The 16,577-nt window shown below is 39.0% G+C and carries 16 protein-coding genes; 11 read left to right on the top strand and 5 right to left on the bottom strand.

Annotated features, from left to right (window positions below; translation table 11 throughout):
- Positions 1 to 4: 4 nt before the first annotated feature.
- The gene (locus tag MED121_RS10310) at positions 5 to 919 is read left to right on the top strand and encodes a LysR family transcriptional regulator (RefSeq protein WP_009833630.1); all 915 of its coding nucleotides are present in this window, start codon (positions 5 to 7) and stop codon (positions 917 to 919) included.
- Here MED121_RS10310 and ubiM read toward each other — a convergent pair.
- A complete protein-coding gene (gene ubiM / locus MED121_RS10305) occupies positions 916 to 2,121 on the bottom strand; it encodes a 5-demethoxyubiquinol-8 5-hydroxylase UbiM (RefSeq protein ID WP_009833629.1) in 1,206 nt (401 codons plus the stop codon). The two genes, MED121_RS10310 and ubiM, sit on opposite strands and share 4 nt — an antisense overlap.
- A 122-nt stretch (positions 2,122 to 2,243) precedes the next feature.
- Between ubiM and MED121_RS10300 the strand changes: the two genes are divergently transcribed.
- From MED121_RS10300 to MED121_RS10285, 4 genes are all read left to right on the top strand, one after another.
- Positions 2,244 to 3,044 (top strand): sulfite exporter TauE/SafE family protein, encoded by an 801-nt coding sequence (locus MED121_RS10300; protein WP_009833628.1) that lies wholly within the window; start codon positions 2,244 to 2,246, stop codon positions 3,042 to 3,044.
- An 18-nt stretch (positions 3,045 to 3,062) separates the two neighbouring features.
- On the top strand, positions 3,063 to 3,461 hold the full coding sequence (locus tag MED121_RS10295) for a DUF4345 domain-containing protein (protein WP_036179926.1): 399 nt from the start codon (positions 3,063 to 3,065) through the stop codon (positions 3,459 to 3,461).
- A gap of 111 nt (positions 3,462 to 3,572) precedes the next feature.
- Positions 3,573 to 4,118 carry a 2TM domain-containing protein gene (locus MED121_RS10290; RefSeq protein WP_009833626.1) on the top strand — a complete coding sequence of 182 codons (546 nt, stop codon included), beginning with the start codon at positions 3,573 to 3,575 and terminating at the stop codon, positions 4,116 to 4,118.
- A gap of 18 nt (positions 4,119 to 4,136) precedes the next feature.
- A complete protein-coding gene (locus tag MED121_RS10285) occupies positions 4,137 to 4,535 on the top strand; it encodes an NUDIX domain-containing protein (protein WP_009833625.1) in 399 nt (132 codons plus the stop codon).
- Between the two features lie 112 nt (positions 4,536 to 4,647).
- On the opposite strand, the gene MED121_RS10280 is transcribed toward MED121_RS10285, so the two are convergent.
- Entirely contained in the window at positions 4,648 to 6,096 is a 1,449-nt protein-coding gene (locus tag MED121_RS10280; RefSeq protein ID WP_009833624.1) for an NCS2 family permease, read from the bottom strand.
- Between the two features lie 716 nt (positions 6,097 to 6,812).
- On the opposite strand from MED121_RS10280, the gene MED121_RS10275 reads away from it, so the two are divergent.
- The 4 genes from MED121_RS10275 (at position 6,813) to MED121_RS10260 (ending at position 12,014) form a co-directional block, all read left to right on the top strand.
- A complete protein-coding gene (locus MED121_RS10275) occupies positions 6,813 to 7,103 on the top strand; it encodes a YciI family protein (RefSeq protein ID WP_036179923.1) in 291 nt (96 codons plus the stop codon).
- Between the two features lie 470 nt (positions 7,104 to 7,573).
- On the top strand, positions 7,574 to 8,647 hold the full coding sequence (locus MED121_RS23695; RefSeq protein WP_009833622.1) for a diguanylate cyclase: 1,074 nt from the start codon (positions 7,574 to 7,576) through the stop codon (positions 8,645 to 8,647).
- Positions 8,644 to 9,717 carry a diguanylate cyclase gene (locus MED121_RS10265; protein WP_009833621.1) on the top strand — a complete coding sequence of 358 codons (1,074 nt, stop codon included), beginning with the start codon at positions 8,644 to 8,646 and terminating at the stop codon, positions 9,715 to 9,717. Before MED121_RS23695 ends, MED121_RS10265 begins: the two co-directional genes overlap by 4 nt.
- An 818-nt stretch (positions 9,718 to 10,535) precedes the next feature.
- Positions 10,536 to 12,014: an alanine/glycine:cation symporter family protein gene (locus MED121_RS10260; RefSeq protein ID WP_050764563.1), complete on the top strand. Its 1,479-nt coding sequence runs from the start codon at positions 10,536 to 10,538 to the stop codon at positions 12,012 to 12,014.
- A 123-nt stretch (positions 12,015 to 12,137) separates the two neighbouring features.
- Here the strand turns inward: MED121_RS10260 and MED121_RS10255 are convergent, their stop codons facing one another.
- Positions 12,138 to 13,184: a GGDEF domain-containing protein gene (locus MED121_RS10255; RefSeq protein ID WP_009833617.1), complete on the bottom strand. Its 1,047-nt coding sequence runs from the start codon at positions 13,182 to 13,184 to the stop codon at positions 12,138 to 12,140.
- Between the two features lie 253 nt (positions 13,185 to 13,437).
- Between MED121_RS10255 and MED121_RS10250 the strand changes: the two genes are divergently transcribed.
- Positions 13,438 to 14,382 (top strand): class I SAM-dependent methyltransferase, encoded by a 945-nt coding sequence (locus tag MED121_RS10250; protein ID WP_009833616.1) that lies wholly within the window; start codon positions 13,438 to 13,440, stop codon positions 14,380 to 14,382.
- 10 nt (positions 14,383 to 14,392) lie between these two features.
- On the opposite strand, the gene MED121_RS24530 is transcribed toward MED121_RS10250, so the two are convergent.
- Both MED121_RS24530 and MED121_RS24525 read right to left on the bottom strand, forming a co-directional pair.
- The gene (locus MED121_RS24530) at positions 14,393 to 14,824 is read right to left on the bottom strand and encodes a LysR substrate-binding domain-containing protein (RefSeq protein ID WP_009833615.1); all 432 of its coding nucleotides are present in this window, start codon (positions 14,822 to 14,824) and stop codon (positions 14,393 to 14,395) included.
- Positions 14,825 to 14,839: 15 nt separating this feature from the next.
- On the bottom strand, positions 14,840 to 15,280 hold the full coding sequence (locus MED121_RS24525) for a LysR family transcriptional regulator (RefSeq protein WP_009833614.1): 441 nt from the start codon (positions 15,278 to 15,280) through the stop codon (positions 14,840 to 14,842).
- Between the two features lie 226 nt (positions 15,281 to 15,506).
- Between MED121_RS24525 and MED121_RS10240 the strand changes: the two genes are divergently transcribed.
- The gene (locus MED121_RS10240) at positions 15,507 to 16,286 is read left to right on the top strand and encodes a hypothetical protein (protein ID WP_009833613.1); all 780 of its coding nucleotides are present in this window, start codon (positions 15,507 to 15,509) and stop codon (positions 16,284 to 16,286) included.
- Positions 16,287 to 16,577: the final 291 nt, after the last annotated feature.

Genomic DNA, 16,577 nt, shown 5'->3' with positions numbered 1-16,577 from the left:
ACATATGCGTCATCTTAAATCTTTTTATGTATTTCATACTGCAGCCTCGAGTAAAAGTTATAGTGAAGCGGCTGAACGATTGAGTATTACCCATGGTGCTGTGAGTAAGCAGGTCAAACAGCTGGAAGGTTTTTTAGGACAATCTCTATTCTACAAAGAGGGTCGACATGTCTTTTTAACCCTAGAAGGTGAGCTGCTAAAGCAGTATACCCACAAGGCGTTTTCTGCGTTATCTGACGGTGTGCAGGCGTTATCTCAACTCGAAAAAACGCATTTAGATGTGAGCTGCGAACCGAGCTTAACCATGCGTTGGTTAATGCCAAGGTTAGCTGAGTTTAATGCGGAGAATGAGGCTGATATTCGCTTATCAACGGCTGGTGGGCCGGTGAACTTAGGGTTAAATGGCTTATCAATGGCTATTAGACGAGATGATTTTGAGATACCCCATCACTATCAAGTGACTCCTTTAGTCAAGGAATGGGTCGGTCCTGTATGTTCTAAAACCTATTGGGATTCAATTCACAATGACTTAAGTAAAGCCTGCTTATTACATTCAAATACTCGTACCCAGGCTTGGTCTGATTGGCTAGAGATGGGCATTAGTCAAGATTCAATCCCTGATGATAGCTTGGCTACTTTGCATCTTGCCTTAAAAAATAATAGCCATAATTACGCTCATTTTTATTTTGTGCTGCAAGCTGCTCAGGATGATTTAGGTTTTGCTATAGGTTCTTATCCTGTGGTGCAAGATGACCTTAAAAAAGGTCGATTAATTGCCCCTTTTGGATTTATTGAATCTGGCCATCAGTATGTGCTACTTAATCGATCTGATGAAAAGAAACCATTAGCTTATGTGTTTCAAACATGGCTTTTAGCTCAAATGAAAACAGCACGGCCTTATGATAGTTTGGCAATTTAAAGCTTACTAATTCGGGTTAGCCTTTTTGTGACTAAGTGTTGAAAAGGGGGGAGTCGATTTCCGATTTTTATTCCGAGCTTCCTGATCACTTTTGCCATGGGCGTTTTATTTGTATAAAGGGCAACAATTGCATTTGTTGCATCATATAGGGGTTTGCTTAATAGCTTATGCCTTGCTTCATATTCAAGTAACAGACGTTGTGACGCAATACTCTTGTTCGCTGAATCCGCTTTAATAATCAAGTTGGCCAAGGTGCTCACTGAACTTAGTCCTAAATTGAAACCATGGGCGGTAACTGGGTGCATACCAACGGCAGCATCACCAATAAGGGCAAAGCGTTCTGCTATAAAGCGGTTCGACATGACACCAATTAATGGGTAGGCGTTACGTTCACCCAGTAATGACATCTTACCTAAACGAGAATCCAGCATCGTTTCGACCTCTTCACTAAAGCTTTCATTTGTTAAATTTAATAAGCGATCTGCTTCGCTGGCATTAAGCGTTAGGACAATAGAAGAATAGCCTTCACCTAGGGGCAAGATTGCGCAAGTTCGCTCATATTGAAAGCATTCTTGGGCTGTGTTCATGTGACTTAATGTATGCTGCATATTGCAGACTATCATGAGTTTGCCAAAATCTTTCATCTTGGCGCTTAAGCCCATCATACGACGAGTGGCTGAAAAGCGACTATCGGATGCGACAATTAGCTTGGCTTCTAACGTTTGGCTCTTAGTTTCTATCAAACTTGAATACAGACTTGTTTTAATCGTTTGCACTTCTTGTTCGCATAAGAGCTGGATGTGGCTGTGTTGCTTTATTTGTTTGAATAAGGCTTTTCTTATTTGGTGATTGGCAACGAGAAAACCTAAAGGCGTATCAAGGTTATCAGCGCCTTCGAACTTAAGGCTGTCGCTGTGCTTTTGGTCTCTAGAGAAAAGCTGGCCATCTATCACCTGAGCTTTTTTTAAAGGATGAATTTGCTCAGCTGGGAGATGCTGCCAGACTCCCCATTCTTTAAGCTGCGATTTTGAAAAATGTGTCAGTGCGATATCGCGTCCATCAAAATTGGGATTTCTAATGTTTTCATAGGCTTGTTTTTCCAAAATAGCCACACTGAGACCCGAGTTAGCCAGACTCAGCGCAAAACTTAAACCGACTGGGCCTGCACCGACTATGGCAATATCTAGTTTTTTAATTTTCATTATTTAAACCTAATGACGCGAAAATAAAATACACCTAAAACTGAATAGGGCAGGCTATCATCTTGTTAAAATATACGGCTGATATAGGTCATAGCAGAGTTTAAATCAGGCTTAAGAGAGGAATGTTTTTCAAATTTCAACTTCCAGTAGCCTATGTTAGACTCACTGCGCAAAGTGGCTATCTAAGGGTGTTTATGGATTTAATGCTGTTAGTATTTTTTATAATGGCTTTTCTAGCCGCGACCTTATCTGCTATAGCAGGTTTTGGTTCAGCGTTAATTTTAATCAGCGCGTCTTCTTTAATATTTGATATTAAATGGAGTATCGCGATTACCACTTTCTTTTATTTTTATAATACCTCCCTCAAAACCTATTACTTTCGAACACACATTTGTTGGCCTTTGGTTTTTAAGCTTAGTTTACTCGCTATTCCTGGTGTTTTTATTGGCGCCTATACTTTGTTATCGATTAACTCTGCTTGGCTTAGTTATGGTTTAGCTTTTATGTCACTTCTCTATCTGTGCCTTGATGTTTTTAAGTTAATCCCCCGTTATAAGGTTCATGATGGGGTTCTTGTTCTAACCGGATTGGTATATGGGTTTATATCAGGTGTGTTTGGATCAGGTAGTATCATTAAGGCCTTGGTGTTTAAGCAGCTTAATCTGCCAAAAGAAGCCTTTGTTGCTTCTATGGCAGCCAGTGCTCTACCTCTTAACCTAATTAAACTTGCTGTCTTTATGAGTGCATCAATTTTAGCCCCTGATGATGCATTACACCTTATTACCTTATTGCTTGCAGGCTACCTTGGAACCCGACTTGGCCGAATTTTTTTGTTAAGATTAAATCAAGAAAGGTTTGATTTAATCGTTAGGTTAACTCTCTTTATCTTATCTGCTAGCCTTATTTTTAAAACTTTATCATGATGATTAAAAGGAATGATTATGACGCTCTCTCAATGGATTATTCGTTTAAATGCTGTGTTTTTTGTGCTCTACGGATTAGCTTTTATGTTTGTCCCTGAAGCTACTTTATATTGGGTTACAGGTTCTGTTATGAATACAGCCTCAGCCATTATTGATACTAGGGCCACCTATGGCGGGATGAGCCTTGCTATTGGTTTATTGCTCTTTTACTTCTCAATCAAGCCTGTTTACGAAAAACTGGGGTTAATTTTCGTGATGCTAATTATGGGGAACATGGCTTTAGGGCGAAGTCTAGGCATCTTATTGGAGGGTGAACCTAATCCGATTATGTGGCTGTTTTTAATTGGCGAGGTAATAACGCTGTTAATTAGTGCTTGGCTTTTAAGAAGGCCAGAACCAAAAACTCAATTAGGTTAATGAATCTAAGTAATTGAATTATAAAGAATGTCACCTTGGTGTCATGTTTGTGTCCTTCTTCATGATTAGGTCTCTTGTTACTATTTTTTCTTATTATTTTAAGGGATAGCTATGGGTGTTAAGCAGTTAAGGTTAGAAAAAGGGTGGTCACAAGAAGAGCTATCACACTTGTCTGGGTTAAGCGTACGAACGATTCAACGTATTGAACGGGGCAACAAAGCTGGCTTAGAAAGTTTAAAATCCCTTGCAGCAGTATTTGAATTACGCGTTTCTGATCTTCAAAGCATGGACCCCAATTTAATGGCTAACTCAAAATCAGAGTCACAGGAGACGGTCGATATGAATGAGCAAACTAACAGTGACAGAAAGACTGATCTGTCTGAGTCGGCAGAAAAAAAAGCAGTGATAGCCCAGGTAAAACGTATCAAAGCGTTTAATAAAAATCTGATCAGTTATGCTGGTGTTATCTTGCTTTTATTAGTCATTAACCTGCTAACAAACCCAGGTTATTTTTGGGTTGTTTGGCCCGCTTTAGGTTGGGGGATTGCGCTTTTAATTCAGGGGCTTTCGGCCCATGAGGTTATCAATATATTTGGCTCTGATTGGGAAAAGAGGCAAATTGAAAAGCGTTTAGAGAAAAACCAAGATAGATCTTAATTTTTGAGTAAGTGAGTGATGCAACAACATCCTTGTGTTTCCTTTTTATTTATTCGTGATGATAGCGTTTTGCTTGAACGGCGTTCTTTATTAAAAGAGTCTGACCCTGGTCTGATTGCTATACCTGGTGGACATATGGAAGGCTCTGAAACCCAAGAGCAGACTTTAACGCGAGAAGTTGAAGAAGAATTAGGGGTAAGGGCCTTAGTTCATTACTACCTTTGTTCTTTATATCATGAGGCGAGTAGTGAGCTGCAGTTAATTCACTATTATGTGGTTCCAAACTGGCAAGGTGATATAGCGGCTTATGAAGCGGATGAAGTGTTTTGGTGTGAAATCGCTTCAGCTCAAATTGGAATAGCAGCGGATCGTATTGCGTTAAATGAGTATGTGCGTTTGCATTCTATATTAGGTTGATTAACCTGTATTCGTCTTGCTAACTGCTTTAGTTTGATGACAATAACGCATTAAAAAAGGGCCTTCATTGAAGGCCCTTTTTTTGTTAAGTCAGTTTATGAGTCATCAAAAATTAATGGCTCAAGAAAACAAACTTAAGGATGAATAGCACTGTTAATGCCCATACACCTGCAGAGACTTCGTTTGCTTTACCGCCGCCCACTTTTAGGACAGTGTAAGTTAGGAAGCCAAGTGCAATACCATTTGCAATAGAGAAGGTGAATGCCATCATGACCGTTGTGACAACCGCAGGCGCATATTCTGTTAGGTCGTTCCAGTCGATTTTCTTCAATGAGCTCATCATCAACATAGCAACATAGATCAAAGCACCATCAACAGCAAAGCCTGGTAGCATTTGCGCAAGTGGTAAGAAGAAAACACCAAGAGCAAATAATACACCGATAGTTACCGCAGTAAGACCTGTGCGACCACCTGCTGAGACACCCGCAGCAGACTCAACATAAGAGGTTACTGGTGGGCAACCAAATGCAGTACCTATTACAGAAGAAATAGAGTCAGCTTTAAGAGACTTGCTTAGGCCTTCAATTTTACCATTTTCGTCTTGTAGGTTAGCGCGTTCCGCCACCCCCATAAGGGTACCTGCAGTATCAAAAATGTTTACGAACAAGAACGTAACGATAACAGGGATCATAGCAACTTCGAGTGCACCCATGATATCTGCTTCCCAGAAAATAGGAGAGATAGCATTAAAGTCAGGAACTGCTAGGAGTCCACCATCAGGGAAGGAAACAAAGCCTGTTGCAGGCGCCCAAGCTTTAGCTTCTTCAGCGACGACAAAGAAGTCAGTAGGAAGGATCCAAGTCATTAGGAAAGCAACAAAGGTAGTCAGACCGATACCGATAATTACCGAACCGAATACATTACGGTAGCTAAGAACAGCAATTAGGAAAAAGCTTAATAGACCAAGCGCAGGCGCTTCAGGACCAAATTTACCAAAACCAAAGTGGGTAAGGTCTGCTAGGGCTAGGGCGTTGTCAGGGTTAGGAACAACAATACCTGTGAAACGCAAGCCAATGAAACCTAGGAATAAACCAACACCTGCTGTCATCGCAAGGCGTAAGCTCATCGGAATACTATCTAGCATCCATTCGCGTAATCGGGTCACACTCATAAGAACAAAGAGTACGCCGGATAAGAAGACAGCACCTAAAGCAATTTGCCAGCTGTAGCCCATAGAGCCGACAACCGAGAAGGTGAAAAATGCATTTAGACCCATACCCGGAGCAAGACCAACAGGCCAGTTTGCGTATAAACCCATTAAAATGGTTGCAATCGCAGCACCGATACAAGTCGCTAGAAATAAGCCGTCGAATGGCATGCCTGTTTTAGACATGATAATTGGATTAAGAAACATGATGTATGACATGGTCACAAAAGTGGTCAAGCCTGCCATCAATTCGGTTTTAGGAGTGGTCTTGTGAGCAGTAAGTTTAAACAGACGCTCTAGAAAGCCGCCTTTACTGCCCTGTTTATTATCATAAGCTTGGTTAACCTGATTCATAACTACAGTACTCTAATTATTTTAATCGTTTATGCCGTTTCTTTTTATTATAACGGCGCGATTGTTAAGTGATTTTTAGAAAAAAGCCTCTTAACTGATTCGAGAAAAGAAAGCTGTGTTGGACCTTTCTTTCTCAATACTTGAACGATTGTACAGGTTTTGAACTTGGAAGAAAGGTTTGTAATTTCACATAATGGTAAGTTTTACTAAAAACTTGCATTATTTTTTCTTGGTTAAAATTGCTTTTTGCTTTGGCCGCGGGGATTGTACAAAAAATGCTTTATGAAAGAATCATTTATCTTAAGCCTGTGAAATTCAAGTTGAAATTAGAAAGAGGAAATTGAAATACTATTTTTCATATTATGAGAGCTTATTGTTATGTGAAATATTATAGGGTCTTTTTGTTTATATTATAAACATTTGTTTGATCTGTATTAATTTGGAAAATAGTTTAAATAAATCAAAGGTATATAAGGTGTTTTAGATGTATAAGGTGTAGAAGCGAGTGAGGCTGTTAATAAGCGCGCTTATTCTCTTCAAATTGAGAATAATTGCCTGATAATTGAACCTGAGTTGTAGGGGATAACAAAGCATAAACAAAAGGGTTAAATGACCTAAGCCTTGTATCGCACCTTTAATTTTAGGGGAAATAGCCAACAAAGCTTTTACTCTTTTGATTTGTTAGTATGCGCTTTCTAAAAGAAGGGTTGGTCCATATGTTTATTGTTTCTCTGCACTATAAAGTTGACTTGGTTGAGGTTGAGCGGCTCATGCCAGCACATCTTGTTTTTCTCGAAGCGTGTTATGCAAATGGTGTTTTTATTGCATCGGGACGCAAGGAACCGAGAACGGGGGGGATTATCTTAGCAAAAGCACTGAATTTAGAGGTGTTAAATAAAGTATTAGCGAAAGACCCCTTTCAAATAGCAGGCATTGCAGACTATGAAATCACAGAGTTCATCCCAACTATGGTCGCAGAGGGGTTCGAATCATTAAAAGAGTCGTAAAGTCCCTAGATATCAGCAATAAGTGACACACTCCGACTAAGACAGTTTTTAATTTAGCCTTTACTCGTTATCAAAATGCCTGTTTCGCTTATGTACTTAAAATAACTTAAAAAATTTCGCAGCTAGGTGCTTTTTGATCTATTTTTGAACTAGTTATCCATTAATTTTCATCGTTTTAAGTGATAATAAGGGCGATTTGTATTTGTGATTTAAGTATCAGCTGCTGTATGAAATTCAACTTTTTAACCTATCAAATTCATTTCATTGATAACTCATCTATAGCTTTTTACTGATAAGTTATAAGCTTTTATTTAATCCTTTAAAAATATTTAATTAAGTATTTGTTTGCTAGGTTTTGATTCATTTTTATGTTTAATTTGAGCCTAATTGAATGATGATTTAAAAATAAAACATGAGCGTTAACTTAATTGCTAAAAGCTTATATAAAGTTAATGTTAGTAGGGGGATGAGTGAAATTAAGTAAAGCTGCGGGTACTTTTGATTACCCAATACGAGTAGCAGGTTGCTTGCTTGTTATGATGAACGTGTATATCGCTCGTGTGCCCGAGCTGGACTCTACCCATCTTTTAATTTGGATCATTTTACTGCTTTTTATTATTTACCCTCACATAGCCTTCGCTAAATTCGTGCTTAACCCTACCGAGAAAACTGAGGCAAATAGCCTTCTAGTAGATATGTTTGCAATTGGTTTGATGGCAAATCTTGTTTACTTTAACCCTGTGATATTTTTACCTTATTACATTGCTAATTCAGCCGCCATTTATGCCATGAAAGGGATTTCACTCGTCTTTAAAGGGCTGTTGGCTGCCATCATTGGGGCGCTCATCTCCATTCCCATTTTTGGGTTTGAGTATCGAATGGACATGAATCTTTACGCGTTAATTCCTTCGTTTTTATACCTTTTTCTTGCCACACATTATGTCAGTTATCTCTCTCATCTAAGGGGGGTTATTTTAAACAAGGCTAAGGCGAAAGCCGAAGTGCAAGCAAATAGTGACTCTATTACTAAAATTGCTAATAGGCGATATTTTGACCGTAAACTAGAAGAGCAGTGGTGGCGAAGTTATCAAAGTCAACAAGCTTTATCCATGCTAGCAATTGATATCGACTTCTTTAAAAATTATAACGACTTTTACGGCCATCCATTAGGCGATGATTGCCTTAATTTAGTGGCTCAGACTATCGCTGGGAGTGTCACACGGTCCAGTGATCTAGTGGCGAGAACCGGTGGTGAAGAATTTAATATTATTTTACCTAATACTAATCTCGATGGTGCCTATATGGTGGCTAAAAAAGTATTAGCCGCTATTGAAGCGTTGCAAATTGAGCATAGGGGGTCCGATGTATCAAATGTGGTGACAGTTTCAATTGGCGTGTCATCTATTATTCCCGTCGCCAGCTTCAGCTCTCGTGGACTTATGTTAGCGGCTGACCAAGCCCTTTACCAAGCTAAGAGGGAAGGGCGTAATCGTATTTCAGTAAAACCCCTGTTTAAAGTAGATTCTAGCAAGGCTGAAATATGAATAAGCTAGAAAACCTTGCTCCAGAACAAGCGGCATGGATAAGAATGTGCGCATATCGTTGTGCGTATCTTGTTTGGCCTTTGTTTGCCTGTATTGCTGCTTTAAATGCGTTTAATAAAGATCCTCTTATCGAATATTTTTATTGGGTTCCTGTCAGTTTTGTCTTTGCTAAGTTCATCCATTTTTTTAGTAAACATAGTACCAGGCCGAATTTCTTTATACAGTATGAGCTACTTCTTTCTGCTTTAATTCAAGGTGGCGTGATTGCAAGCGTTGATTTACAGCTGATTCCAAGTTTAGCGATTTTGACGCCGATTATTTCTTTTGCCTTTCTTGGCGGAGGTTTGTTTTTATTAATTAGTTTGGTCTTTTGTTTTTTAGGTTTTGCCATTTACTTCTTCAGTATTGGGATAAGCTTATTCTTAGTATCAGACTTTGATCTTAATTTACTTTCTATCATTACAATTATTATATTCCAGATAGTGTTTACCCTAGTTGCCTTGATGAATTACAGCTCATTTGAAGTGGAGCAAGAGGAGCAAGAAAGTCAGAGTTTTATTGATAAAACAACCGGACTTAAAACAGAGCAATATTTTGACTCTTTATTGGAAACAAATAATTTTGAATTCTTGTCAAAAGATGATGAAAGTCAACAACTTGAACAAACAGTATTGGTTAGCCTTTTCCTTATTCGTATTGATAACCTTGCTAAAGTGACTCAATCCCATTCGCAAGATTATATGAATAAGCAGGTCGCTGAGTTTTCATATGATTTATTTTATTTGATTAATAGTCGTGATTTATTAATTCGTTGGCATGAAGATCAGTTGTTACTGATTTCTGAAGAGCATCAGAATATGTCGACAGAGCAGGTCGCACAATCTTTAGTGTCAAGCATGCATTCTCACCCTATTAAAGGGGCTGAATTGACACCTTCTATCTTCTGCACGAATTTGCATTACACCCCATCAAAAACGGATAAGGCAGAATGGCGATCAAAAATTCAAGCCTGTCAGCAGGCAATGGAAAATGAGGATAGGCCAAGCAGTTGGCATTTTGTAAAAAGCTAGGGCAAAAAAAAGCGAACTCAAGAGAGTTCGCTAAAAATTTGCAGGTCAGTGCAAATGAAAAATGGTTAGACGATCATCACAGTAAAAATAGCCATAAAACGCGTTAGCTTGTTCCTCTAATAAAGCCTGATACCTGTACAAAACGCATCTCTTCAAACCGCTTCTTAAATGACTTTCTGTTCTGTTTACTCAACACTTATCCCATTGGTTCGATTTTAACTAAGGTATAAAACAAGCTTGATATTGGGTTTTTATTAAATGATCGTTTAATAAAAATAATAATCAGCTGCAATCTCCCTCCTGTCAAAAGAAACTTTATTTATTTGAGGTTATTTGTCGCTTTTGTTTTGATTTTGTCGTTTTTAGATTGTTTCTTGGTGCTCTTTGATTTTTTGTTGACCACTACACATATACCTTTAAAGAGCAGACGGGGAAGAGGCGGCTTAATCTCAATCTCCCTAGATACACTCTTTTATGGAAAATGGTGTACATGAAGTTTATAGGCTCCAAGTCTCTTCCTTGGACGGCTTGCTTTTAAAAAAACACTCTTATATTCGTTTATATGAATCTAGTGTGTTATTTAGCCAAAAATAGGTTGATTTAGTTTCATATTTTTCTTGTTAGAAAAATTAGTTTCTTATCTGGGAAAAACGCCTCTTAAAATTACATTATTCTGTTAGAAAACTTTCAAATAGTCGAAAAAACTGATTTTTACCATTAACAAAGTGAATTTCTAGTGATATCTTGCGCCCCGTAAAAATTAATCGAAATTGTTACAAATATAAAAATAGAATCTAAATTAATTTAGGAGATAGGGTTTGCAATCAGTTTTAGACTTTTTGAACGGTATTATTTGGAGTCCAGCTCTAATATACCTTTGTCTTGCAGCGGGTCTGTTTTATTCAATCATCACACGTTTCGTACAAGTGAGAATGATTAAAGAAATGTGGCACCTCTTGATGAGCAATAAGGGCTCTAAAGAAGGGATTTCTTCTTTCCAGGCGTTAGCTGTTTCATTATCTGGCCGTGTTGGTACAGGTAATATTGCAGGTGTCGCTGCGGCGATCGGTTTTGGTGGTCCAGGTGCTGTATTCTGGATGTGGGTCGTTGCTTTCTTGGGTGCAGCAACCGCTTATACAGAATCGACACTGGCACAAATCTATAAAGAGAGTGATGAAGGCCAATACCGTGGTGGACCGGCTTATTATTTAGAAAAAGTAACTGGCCAGAAATGGTATGCAGTGCTTTTTGCAATTGCAACCATTGTTGCTTGTGGCGTTATGCTGCCCGGTGTTCAATCCAACAGTATTGGTAATGCCGTAGAATTAGCCTTTGGTGCGGGCACCATGGTTGATACTGGTATTGGTGTGATTAGCTCAACGAAAATTATGACAGCAATTGCGGTTGTTGCCGTGCTAGGTTTCATCATCTTTGGCGGTGTTAAGCGTATTGCACGTTTCACAGAAGTGATTGTGCCTTTCATGGCGTTTGCTTACATCGTGATTGCGTGTGTCATCATAGTGCTTAATTTCGATCAAGTACCTGGTGTCATTGGTATGATCCTTGGGGATGCGTTTACCCCTATGGCAGGTATTGGTGCCGCAATTGGTTGGGGTGTAAAACGTGGTGTTTACTCTAACGAAGCTGGCCAAGGTACTGGCCCTCATGCTGCAGCGGCTGCAGAAGTCGATCACCCTGCACAGCAAGGTCTAGTTCAAGCTTTCTCGGTTTATATCGATACCTTGTTTGTCTGTTCAGCAACGGCTTTCATGATTCTGATCACAGGTGCTTATAACGTACATGGTGTTGGCGATATCATGTTGGTTCAAAACATTGCAGCAGATATTGCCGCTAATAGCCCTGCTTATACTCAGATGGCGGTTGAAAGCGTATTACCAGGTGTGGGTAAGCCTTTCATTGCATTAGCTTTGTTCTTCTTCTCTTTCACTACTATTTTAGCTTACTACTATATTGCTGAAACGAACGTTGCTTACATTCACCGTACCATTAAAGTACCTGGCCTGACTTTCCTACTAAAAATAGCGCTTATGGTTGCGACTTTCTACGGTACGCTTAAAGCCGCTAACTTAGCTTGGGCTATGGGCGATGTGGGTGTTGGTTTAATGGCTTGGTTGAATATTGTTGGTATTCTTGCCATCTTCTTCATGGGTCGCCCAGCGATTAAAGCGCTGAAAGACTATGAAGCTCAGCGCAAAGCGAAAGTCGGTAAATATACTTTCGATCCTAAAAAGTTAGGCATCAAAAATGCTGATTTCTGGGAAGAGAAAAACAAGTAAGTGTGAGTGTTTTAAAACGGGTTCACTCAATCCGTTTTACTAACCAATAAAAAGCCTTGTGGTGATGCCACAAGGCTTTTTTGTTTTGACGCCATTGCAATTTTTTAGCTCGCTTTTGACAGGTTAGATACTCATCACTTTATTGCGACCTGATTGCTTAGCCTGCAGAAGGGCATGTTCTGCCCGTTTAAGGATGTAGTTTTTGGTATCATTTTCGAGGTATGCAGATGCCCCTAAGGAGACGGTAATGTTTTTGGCTAATTGACCTGTTTGCTTATTGGTGAGAATCAAATCACCAATATTGACACGAATGGCGTCGGCTAAGGTTGATGCATTCTCTAGACTGATATTCGGTAAGATTAATGCGAACTTACCGCCACTGTATCTAAATATTTGACCAATACTCGAACATTCATGGTTTACCTTTTGGGCAACCAGCTGCAGAACCTTATCACCTGTTTTTGTGCCATAGGTTTGATTGAAGGCTTTAAAATGGTCTATGTCTATCAAGATAAGTGAAAAGCTATCTTGGCGTTTGATAAGTGCATCGATAATAAGGTCAAAGCCTTTTCGATTTGTTATGCCTGTTAACCCATCAATACTGTGTTCATCTTCAAATTCGCTGAGCACCTTTTTTAAGCTTTGAATTTCTTTATTTTGAAGCTCGAGCTTTTCGTGAAGCTGATGTGAGATTTGTTTTATTTGAGTGCAGTAGTTAACTAAATCTCGGATGGTATTGACGATATAACTTAGGTCCTGTTTCTGACCTTGGTCATCTTGGTAGAAGTGATCAAAATTGATTTGATTATGGCTGATTTGATCATCAAGTTGATTCGCTTGGCTTAAAATATCATTATCAAACGAGTCATCGATTTCCTCTCCTCGGCTCGACTTACTGATGTTACCCAGCTGATGTTGTAGCTTATCCAATTTGTTCTCAGCAGAATGATTACAAAAGGTGTGAACAAGTGCATCACAGTCTTCAAGAGAGAGTGCAGACTTACGTAATAAAATAGCATCGATCTGTTCATTCAAAAGCAAATTGCTTTGCTTCATGTAGGTGTACCAGAGGTTGTAGTATTGAGGCGTTAGAGGAATACCCTGTTGCTGCATGATGGGGATGGTGAGTTTAAAAATTCTTTCCGAGCTTTCTAAATTATCTTGAAACATGGGTCTATACCACTGTTCAGTGCTAAGAATCTAGATAACTTGCCTGTTAAAGATTATTTAGTCATAGAGTGTCTAATCAACGTACTATTGATTTCTGCAAAGTCCTTATTATCAAGTTTTCCCAGTAAATTATAAGACAAATTTATCTATTTTTCGTTCAATTTTAAATTCACCATATAGATCAATAAGTAAGCTTAATGCCCTTAATTTGCATTTGTTCTATAATGCGCGGCAAATCAATTTTGGAGCCATTATGTCTGCGTTAACTCCCTATCACTCATTATTAAGTGCCCTTGAGCAAGTTGACTTGGTGCCCAATGAGCTTGCCCGTATTTTTCATGGAAGAGGGCACTGTTATCAAGGGTTAGAGCATATTAACTTAGATTTTTATCCGCCTTTTTTGTTTTTGGTTTCTTACCAAGCTATCGATGAAGTTGAGCTTGCAGCCTTAGTTGATGCTATTTGGCTAAAAGTGCCAGAAATAGATGGTGAGGTGGAAGGGTTAGTCTTTCAGCAAAGGGCGGGACGAGATACCAAAAGCCAAGTGTTTTATGGAGAGCTTCCACAACCTCATATCATTAAAGAGCAAGGGGTTCAGTATCTGGTCGATTTGTTAACGCATCAAAATACGGGAATTTTCCCCGATATGTATAACGGCCGTGCCTTTGTGATGAAAAATGCAAAGGATAAGAAGGTGCTTAACCTCTTCTCCTATACCTGTGGTTTTTCCTTGGCAGCAATGCAAGGTGGTGCGGCTTCGGTTGTGAATATGGATATGAACAATGGTGTACTAAAACAAGGCAAAATTAATCACAAGTTAAATGGCTTTATGAAAGCCGTGAGCTTTTACCCCCATGATATTTTAAAGTCTTTTGGTAAGTTGAAAAAAACAGGGCCATTTGATTTGGTGGTGATTGATCCACCTAGCTTTCAAAAAGGCAGTTTTGAGCTAACCAAAGATTATCAAAAAATTCTAAGGCGTTTACCTGAGATAGTGAATCACGATGCTCAGCTGTTGTTATGTGCCAATAGCCCAGATTTATCTGAACAGGCGTTTATTGCATTGATTGCTGAACACGCAGGAGATGATTTTATTTTCGATCGCAGGTTGGAAAACAGCCAAGGCTTTCCTGAAAAGGACAATGATAGAAACCTAAAAGCCTTGGTTTACCGCTATAAAGAAGGACAAAACGCTTAAAGGCAAAGTGCTAAGGATAAGGTACAAGTTGCTTAATAAAGTTCATGGCAGCTATCTTATCTTTGGTGCGATCCGGATAGATAAGATAATAGGCTTTTTTGAGAGGTAGTGTAATAGGGTTTAACTTGATCAGTTGGCCTGATTTCACCTCATTTTGTATCAATAAACCCTGTCCTAATAAGAGGCCTTTACCTTGTATCGCAGCCTCTATTGCCATGCCTGATAAGTTAAATTGCGGGCCTTTGTTAGGCTCTTTATCTTGAAAACCGGCTGCACTCATCCATTCCTTCCAACCGGGTAAAAATTGATTATCATCGCCCCAATCAATATAGATCATAGGGAGCATAAGTAAGGTGTTTAAATCCTTTGCTAGCGTCTCATCAACAAGTGTAGGGCTAGCAACGAGACTGACATTATCCTGAAAAATGAGTTGATGGTTCAATGATTTGTCTTGCTCTCAAAAGCTAATGCAAGCATCACAATTGCTTAAGTTAAAATCAATCTGTGAGTGGCTGGCTTCCACCCGTATTTCTAACTCAGGGTTCGCCTGCATGGCATCTAATACCTTGGGCATTAACCATTTAGTCGCCACCGATGGAAAGGTATGAAGCGTAAAGATATCTTGCTGCTTTAATTGCCTAAGACTTGCTTGGCCTTGCTTTAATTTCTCAACAGCTTGCTTGGCAAAATATAAATACTGCTGACCTGCTTGTGTTAACTCAACACCCTGTTTAGAGCGCTGAAATAACTGACAACCTAACTGCTCTTCAAGCTGCTTTATCTGCTGACTCACCGCTGCAGGTGTCAAGCATAATGCTTTAGCTGTTTTGGCAAAGCTGGCTGTTTCTGCTGCATTTAAAAATGTCAGTAAGCTGTTTGTACTGGGAAGTTTTAACATCAATACTCTTAGTTTTAATGATTATATAACGGCTACTTTTCCTTTATTAAAGGGTAAAAAATGCCTTATGTTAAGCCTTAATTGTTAAATGGGGTGTTAAGAAAAATTTAACGATAACTAAAAAAAAGATTGATTTTCATACAACTGAAATGATCTTAACCTGTTTGTATAAACTTAAGATGATTTGTTCACCGAGTGTCAGAAAATAGCCATAAGGAAGTTCACAATGCCGCTATCGGATTATATCAATCAAGCTCAATATCCAATTGAAAACAGAAGCTTTCGACAAGCTTGTAAGCAATCTTTACAGCAAGAAGGCGCGTTAGTGTTGCCTAACTTTCTTCAAGAAAATGTGATTCAAGCCATCGTCGATGAGGGCAATTTCAAAAAAGAGTCAGCTTATTATACTCAATCAAGTCACAATGTTTATTTGAATGAAATAGATCCAAGCTTCCCTCTAGAGCATCCCAGAAACCAACAAGTAAACTCTTCAAAAGGTTGTATTACCGATGACCAAATCGATAAGGACTCAGTATTAAGACGCCTTTATGACTCAAGCCTTTTTAAAGCGTTTTTAGCGAGTGTATTAGAAGAAGAAGGGCTTTATGAATATGGCGATAACCTGTCTTCAATTAACTTGCATTATGCCAGTGAAGGGCAAGAGCTAGGTTGGCATTTTGATAACTCCTCTTTTGCGATTACCTTGTTGATCCAAAAGTCAGAAGCGGGTGGTGTATTTGAATACATAGAAAATATGCGAGATGCCGATGCGGGAGAAATGAATTATGAAGGTGTTAGTGATGTGCTGGCAGGCAAAGCACAAATCAAACAACTCGCCATAGATCCAGGTGCACTTGTGTTATTCCGTGGCCGCAACGCCATACACAGAGTCACACCAACCCAAGGCAATACAACACGCATGCTGGTGGTATTCGCCTATAACTCAAAACCTGATATCGCCCTTTCAGAAGCAGCCCGCATGACGTTTTATGGTAGGTTAGAATGAGTGAAAGATTCTTATGATACGTTTTTTGATTTAAATAATAAGTAGGAGGAATCTGTCGATTGGCCTACAAACTTATTGATACGATTAAATAGCTTTCCTAATTTTTAATTTAATCAGTTTGTTTGTGGTTAATTAGTTTCTGTTTTCTTATTAATTAAAGCTTACTCCTTGAATGAAAAATAATGCAGTTGGTGGTTTGAAGTGTAACGAACCAAAACCTATTTTATTTGGCTTTCGGCTTTCGGCTTTCGGCTTTCGGCTTTCGGCTTTTGGCTTAGTTTCATTTTTTAT

The sequence above is a fragment of the Marinomonas sp. MED121 genome (assembly GCF_000153025.1).
GTDB lineage: Bacteria > Pseudomonadota > Gammaproteobacteria > Pseudomonadales > Marinomonadaceae > Marinomonas.
Note: the sequence above shows the minus strand (reverse complement) of the source record. Positions and strands in the feature narration are given on the sequence as shown.

Coding starts and splice junctions, on each gene's coding strand:
- MED121_RS10310 (WP_009833630.1), top strand. CDS start 5: ATGCGTCATCTTAAATCTTTTTATGTATTTCATACTGCAGCCTCGAGT.
- ubiM (WP_009833629.1), bottom strand. CDS start 2,121: ATGAAAATTAAAAAACTAGATATTGCCATAGTCGGTGCAGGCCCAGTC.
- MED121_RS10300 (WP_009833628.1), top strand. CDS start 2,244: ATGTTTTTCAAATTTCAACTTCCAGTAGCCTATGTTAGACTCACTGCG.
- MED121_RS10295 (WP_036179926.1), top strand. CDS start 3,063: ATGACGCTCTCTCAATGGATTATTCGTTTAAATGCTGTGTTTTTTGTG.
- MED121_RS10290 (WP_009833626.1), top strand. CDS start 3,573: ATGGGTGTTAAGCAGTTAAGGTTAGAAAAAGGGTGGTCACAAGAAGAG.
- MED121_RS10285 (WP_009833625.1), top strand. CDS start 4,137: ATGCAACAACATCCTTGTGTTTCCTTTTTATTTATTCGTGATGATAGC.
- MED121_RS10280 (WP_009833624.1), bottom strand. CDS start 6,096: ATGAATCAGGTTAACCAAGCTTATGATAATAAACAGGGCAGTAAAGGC.
- MED121_RS10275 (WP_036179923.1), top strand. CDS start 6,813: ATGTTTATTGTTTCTCTGCACTATAAAGTTGACTTGGTTGAGGTTGAG.
- MED121_RS10265 (WP_009833621.1), top strand. CDS start 8,644: ATGAATAAGCTAGAAAACCTTGCTCCAGAACAAGCGGCATGGATAAGA.
- MED121_RS10255 (WP_009833617.1), bottom strand. CDS start 13,184: ATGTTTCAAGATAATTTAGAAAGCTCGGAAAGAATTTTTAAACTCACC.
- MED121_RS10250 (WP_009833616.1), top strand. CDS start 13,438: ATGTCTGCGTTAACTCCCTATCACTCATTATTAAGTGCCCTTGAGCAA.
- MED121_RS24525 (WP_009833614.1), bottom strand. CDS start 15,280: ATGTTAAAACTTCCCAGTACAAACAGCTTACTGACATTTTTAAATGCA.
- MED121_RS10240 (WP_009833613.1), top strand. CDS start 15,507: ATGCCGCTATCGGATTATATCAATCAAGCTCAATATCCAATTGAAAAC.